This window comes from Azospirillum formosense (assembly GCF_013340925.1).
Lineage (GTDB): Bacteria > Pseudomonadota > Alphaproteobacteria > Azospirillales > Azospirillaceae > Azospirillum > Azospirillum formosense.
Window position 1 is genome coordinate 1 of sequence record NZ_WHOR01000341.1, and the last position, 5,150, is coordinate 5,150.

Consider the following 5,150-nt stretch of genomic DNA (forward strand, 5'->3'; position numbering starts at 1 on the left):
GTCCAGACCGTCGCCACCCTGTCGGTCCTGACGCTGGCGACGGTCGCCCCGCTGGCCGCCGCCTCGCTGGGGGTGGGGTCGGAGGCGGTCGGCTACCAGATCAGCGTCATCTACAGCGCCGCCGCCCTGGTGTCGGCCTTCGCCGGGCTGGTGGTCCGCCGCTGGGGCGCCGGGACGGTGGGCGTCCTGGCGCTGGCTTTGGGGCTGGTGGGCTGCCTCGGCATCGCCACCGGCTTTCTGTGGGTCGCGGCGTTGGCGTCGGTGCTGCTTGGCATCGGCTACGGGCTGGTGAACCCCTCCTCCTCCCACCTGCTGAACCGCTTCACCCCGCCGGCCCGGCGCAATCTGGTCTTCTCGCTGAAGCAGACCGGCGTGCCGCTGGCCGGCGTGCTGGCCGGGCTGACCCTGCCGGGAATCGGCGAGATCGCCGGCTGGCGCGGAGCGGCGCTGGCGGTGGCCGGCATGTTCGCGCTGCTGCTGGCCCTCTTCGCACCGGGCCGCCGGGTGTGGGACGACGACCGCAGCCCCGGTCTGCCGATCCGCGGCAACCTGATGGAGGGGCCGCGGCTGGTCTGGCGGGTGCCGGCGCTGCGCGGCTTCGCCCTGATGGGATTCTTCTTCTCGGCGATCCAGCTGTCGCTGATGGCCTTCACGGTGAACATGCTGGTGCACGACCTGCACTGGTCCATCGTGTCCGCCGGGCTGGCCGTGTCGGTGATGCAGGCGGCGGGGGCGGCGGCGCGCATCGGCTGGGGGTTGCTGGCCGACCGGCTGCGCTCCGGTGTGGCGGTGCTGGGCGGGATCGGCGTGCTGTCCGCCAGCGCCGCGTTGGCCACCGCCGGTCTGGGGCCAAGTTGGCCGGTGCCCGCGGTGATCGGTGTTCTGACGGTGTTCGGCATCGCCGCCATCGGCTGGAACGGCGTGTTCCTGGCAGAGGTGGCGCGGGTCGCGCCGAAGGGCACGGCCAGCACGGCGACGGGCGGCGCGCTGATGTTCACCTTCTCCGGCGTCGTCGTCGGGCCGGCGCTGTTCGCCACCCTGTTCAACACGGTCGGCAGCTACGGCGAGACCTTCGCCCTGATGATGGCCTTCCCGCTGGCCGGGGCGGCGGCCGTCCTGTTCTGGTCGCGCCGCAAAAGCTGATGGCGCGGCTCACCAACCATCGCATAGAGTTGTCCGTACAATAATGTTGGCATGCCGCACTGTTTTCCCCTATGATCGTTCGGACAAGCGGGCCAGAAGCGTCCGAACGCAATCTTGGGAGGGAAGCCGATGTTCAATCCGTCGCTGTTCAGGCCATTCTGGGCGAAGACGCTGCTGGTGGGAATGACGGTGGCCGGGCTGGCCGCCGGATCGCCGGGCCAGGCCCGCGCGCAGGCGGCGCCGGTCGAGATGGTGATGACGGACGAGATCGCGACGTCCCACTGGACCGCCAAGATGATGGACGAGTATGCCGCCCTCATCGAGGAGCGCTCGAAGGGCCGCATCAAGCCGAAGGTCTTCCATTCCGGCACGCTCTACAAGGACAAGGACGCCGTCGCCGCCCTCGGGTCGGGCGCCGTGCACATGGTCTGGCCGGTCAGCGTGCAGCTTGAGAGCATCGCCCCGCAGTACGGCGTGGTGAACCTGCCCTTCGCCGTCACCGACGCGGCGATGTCCAAGCCGGAAACCGCGCAGGAGGTCTCCAAGCTGCTGTCCGGTCTGGTGGCCGACAAGGGCATCCGCGTCATGGGGTTGATGCGCACCGCCGACCTGATCTTCCTGTTCAAGGACAAGGAGGTCGACTCCGTCGGCGACCTGAAGGGCAGCAAGATCCGCCTGACCGGCGGGCGCGTCCTTCAGCTTCTGATGCGCGACTTCGGGGCCAGCCCGGTGTCGATGCCCGCCTCCGAAATGGCGGCGGCGCTGATGCAGGGGGCCATCGACGGCATCTACACCTCGGCCGGCGGCTGGGAGATGGTCGGCACCAACGCCGCCAAGGTCGCCTCGCTGGTGCCGGGCATGAGCCTGCTCACCTACTCGGTCCTGGTCGACGACAAGTGGATGAAGGGCCTGCCCGACGACCTGCGCCAGGTGGTGGAGACGACCACCAACGAGATCATCGCCAAGCAGTGGCAGCGCGCCATCGACGCCGACAAGAAGACCATGGACCAGATGATCGCCCAGGGCGGGCGTCTGGCCGTGGCGCCCGAGGCGGAGCAGGCGAAGTTCCGCGAGATCGCCAACAAGGTCAACCAGGACTATGTCCGGCGCTACCCTGAGATCTGGAAGCAGTATCAGGCCATCGTCGGCAACAAGAGCTGAGGCGATCCCCCTCGCTTCACCTCGCGGTGCGGGCGGCGTTCCGGAAGGAGCGCCATCCGCACCGTTTTTTTATGCGTGCTCAGACCGACCGCATGAGGCCGCCGTCCACCCGGATGTTCTGTCCGGTGATGTAGCCGGCCCCGTCAGAGGCGAGAAAGGCGACGGTCGCCGCGATCTCCTCGCTCTTGCCGTAGCGGGCCATCGGGACGCCCTGGCGCCGCTCCTCGGTCGCCGGAAGGCTGTCGATCCAGCCGGGCAGCACGTTGTTCATCCGCACATTGTCGGCGGCGTACTGGTCGGCGAACAGCTTGGTGAAGGAGGCCAGCCCGGCCCGCGCGACGGCGGAGGTCGGGAACATCGGGCTCGGCTCGAAGGCCCAGGCGGTCGAGATGTTGATGATCGTCCCGCCCTTCTGCCCGACCATGACCGGGGTCACCAGCCGGACCGCCCGGACGACGTTCAGGAAATAGACTTCGATCCCCTTGTGCCAGTCCTCATCGGTCAGTTCCAGCAGGCCTTTTCGCGGCCCGTGGCCGGCGCTGTTCACCAGCGCGTCGATGCGCCCCCAGCGCTCCATCGTCCGGGTCACCAGACGCTCCAGGTCCTCGGCGGACTGGTTCGAGCCGGTCACGCCGATCCCGCCCAGTTCCTCCGCCAAAGCCTCGCCCTTGCCGGAGGAGGACAGCACCGCGATGTTGAACCCGTCCGCCGCGAGGCGCCGCGCCGCCGCGGCCCCCATGCCGCTGCCGCCCGCGGTGATGATGGCAACCTTATCGCCCATGATTCGTCACCCCTCTCCTGCCGGAACGGTTCGTCCGTTCCTTCTCTCCTCCTGTATCGCACCGGATGCAGGACGGGGCCAAGGGAAGCGTGCGCGCGCCTTCGGGCACCGGCAAGGAAGCGCCGGAATTGGACCGGTCAGAGGGCGAGCAGGAAAGCCAGCGAGGCGACGGGAGCCACCGTGACGAAGCCGACGGCGACGAAACGCTCGACCGGGCTCCAGGACGCCCAATCCCGCTGAAGCGAGGACAAGAACGACTTCATGATCCCTCACGGACCGGCTGATGTTGCAATGCATATAAGATACGGTTTCCGAGGGCGTTCGTGCCAGGGGCGTGGCTTCCATATCGCGAAATATCGGGGGGTGATGCAGCGCCGCCACAGGCCGGAAAGCGGCACTCCGAAAGGGCTTTGCCGGGCCGGCGCCGTCAAAGGTTGCCCATCGGCCACAGAAACCGATCGACGGGCGGTTCAGGGCGATGCACCACCACTCTCGCCGAACAGGGCGAGGATGCGCGCCGCCGCCAGCTCCGGCGGGATCGAGGCGATGCAATGCGCCTCCGCCGCCGTGCAGCTTTCCGCCGAACAGGGCGGAAGCGCCGCCGCGGGCCGCAGCACCAGCGCCCGCGCGCACCAGGGACGGAAGCGCTCCGGCGCGTGGACGTGGTTGGAGTCCCCGCCCTCCGGATGGCAGGAGAAGACGGCGACCGGCACGCCCACCGCGGCCCCCAGGTGGGCGGGGCCGGAATCCATGGCGATCAGCCCCGCCGTCCGCTCGATCACCGCCGCCGCCAAGCGCAGCCCGGTCCGCCCGGTGAGGTCGGTCACCCGCCCCGGCAGGGCGGCGGCGATCCGCTCCGCCGCCGCCCGCTCCAACTCCGTGCCGAGAACCGCCACCCGCGCCCTGAGCGCGATCGCCACCACGGCGACCACCGCCGCCAGCCGCTCCGGCGGGTATTCGCGACGCGACGCGGCGGCCCCCGGCGCCACGGCGATGGTCCGCTCCCCCGCCGCATCGGCCATCAGGCGGGCAGCCTCGGCCCGGTCCTCCGCGGTCAGATGCAGTTCGACCCCGTCGCCGTCCGGCACGCCGCCGGCGAAGCGCAGCAAGGCGAGGTTCTGCTCCACCTCGTGGCGGCCCGGCGGAGGGGTCAGCCGGTGGGTGAAGGCGCGGTCGAAGCCGGCGTTGCCCGACGCCTTCCAGGGCGTGACCGTTTCGGAGAATCCCACAACGGCGCGGGCGCGGCTGTTCGCGGCGAGCGCCGTGGCGCCGTGGCGGTCGAAATCGTAGCGGGGCACCAGCGTCAGGTCGAAGCCGGCGCGGAAGGCCTCCGCAAAGGCCACCGCACCGCCCGGCGTGACACCGCGCAGGTCGATGCCGCCGTCCGGCTTCGGGTGCGGCGCCACCACCGCATCGGCGTGCGGGCAGGTCACGGCGAGGTCGGCCACGGCGGGGCGCACCGCCAGCACGATGCGCGCCCGCGGCGCCGAAGCCCGCAGACCGCGCAGGAAGGGCGTGGCGAGCACGAAGTCGCCCGCCTCGTCCAGCTTCACCACCAGGATGCGCCGGGCGGACGAAAGGTCGAACACGGCGCCCGTCATGCCGCGCTGATGTCGATGCGGGCGGGCGGCAGGCCGGCGCACCAGCGCCGCCACGCCATGCGGTAGCCGGCCTCGACCGCCCGGACGTACCCCGTCTCGTCCATCAGCGGGGAGCGCGCCATGCGCTCGCGCAGGCCCGCGCGCTGCGCCTCCAGGAAGGCGCGGTCCGTGGCCAGCCGAACGGCGAGCGCCACGTAATCGTCCACGCGCTCCACCACGAGCCCGCCCAGCCCGACACTGCCGAGCATGGTGGCGCCCCAGCGGGAGATCATCGCCTCCCCCGCGATGGACAGCACGGGAACCCCCATCCACAGCGCGTCGCAGGTCGTCGTGCCGCCGTTGGCGAAGACGGGGTCCAGCGCGCAATCGAGCAGCCGGTAATCCTCGTAGGGGTCCGGGGCGGTGCCGCGCAGCAGCAGCCGCGACTCCTCGACTCCATGGGCGGCGAAGGCGTCCAGCACCCG

Annotated in this window: 6 protein-coding genes; 2 read left to right on the top strand and 4 right to left on the bottom strand. The window is 70.7% G+C overall.

Features of this window, described 5'->3' with window-relative positions:
• Nucleotides 1-1,143: MFS transporter (locus GBZ26_RS26630; protein ID WP_174441411.1), on the top strand; the 1,143-nt coding region annotated here is incomplete at its 5' end.
• A 129-nt stretch (nucleotides 1,144-1,272) separates the two neighbouring features.
• Nucleotides 1,273-2,304: a TRAP transporter substrate-binding protein DctP gene (gene dctP, locus GBZ26_RS26635; RefSeq protein ID WP_051140962.1), complete on the top strand. Its 1,032-nt coding sequence runs from the start codon at nucleotides 1,273-1,275 to the stop codon at nucleotides 2,302-2,304.
• Nucleotides 2,305-2,383: 79 nt separating this feature from the next.
• Here dctP and GBZ26_RS26640 read toward each other — a convergent pair whose 3' ends face one another.
• From GBZ26_RS26640 to GBZ26_RS26650, 4 genes are all read right to left on the bottom strand, one after another.
• Complete coding sequence (locus tag GBZ26_RS26640) at nucleotides 2,384-3,085, bottom strand: SDR family oxidoreductase (RefSeq protein WP_200478674.1); 702 nt, start codon at nucleotides 3,083-3,085, stop codon at nucleotides 2,384-2,386.
• Nucleotides 3,086-3,222: 137 nt separating this feature from the next.
• Nucleotides 3,223-3,348, bottom strand: a complete 126-nt coding sequence (locus GBZ26_RS30770; RefSeq protein WP_281427603.1) for a hypothetical protein — start codon at nucleotides 3,346-3,348, stop codon at nucleotides 3,223-3,225.
• Between the two features lie 207 nt (nucleotides 3,349-3,555).
• Nucleotides 3,556-4,674 carry a glycosyltransferase family 9 protein gene (locus tag GBZ26_RS26645; protein WP_343207309.1) on the bottom strand — a complete coding sequence of 373 codons (1,119 nt, stop codon included), beginning with the start codon at nucleotides 4,672-4,674 and terminating at the stop codon, nucleotides 3,556-3,558.
• 8 nt (nucleotides 4,675-4,682) lie between these two features.
• A partial coding sequence (locus GBZ26_RS26650) for an O-linked N-acetylglucosamine transferase family protein (RefSeq protein WP_486598853.1) occupies nucleotides 4,683-5,150 on the bottom strand: 468 nt, incomplete at its 5' end.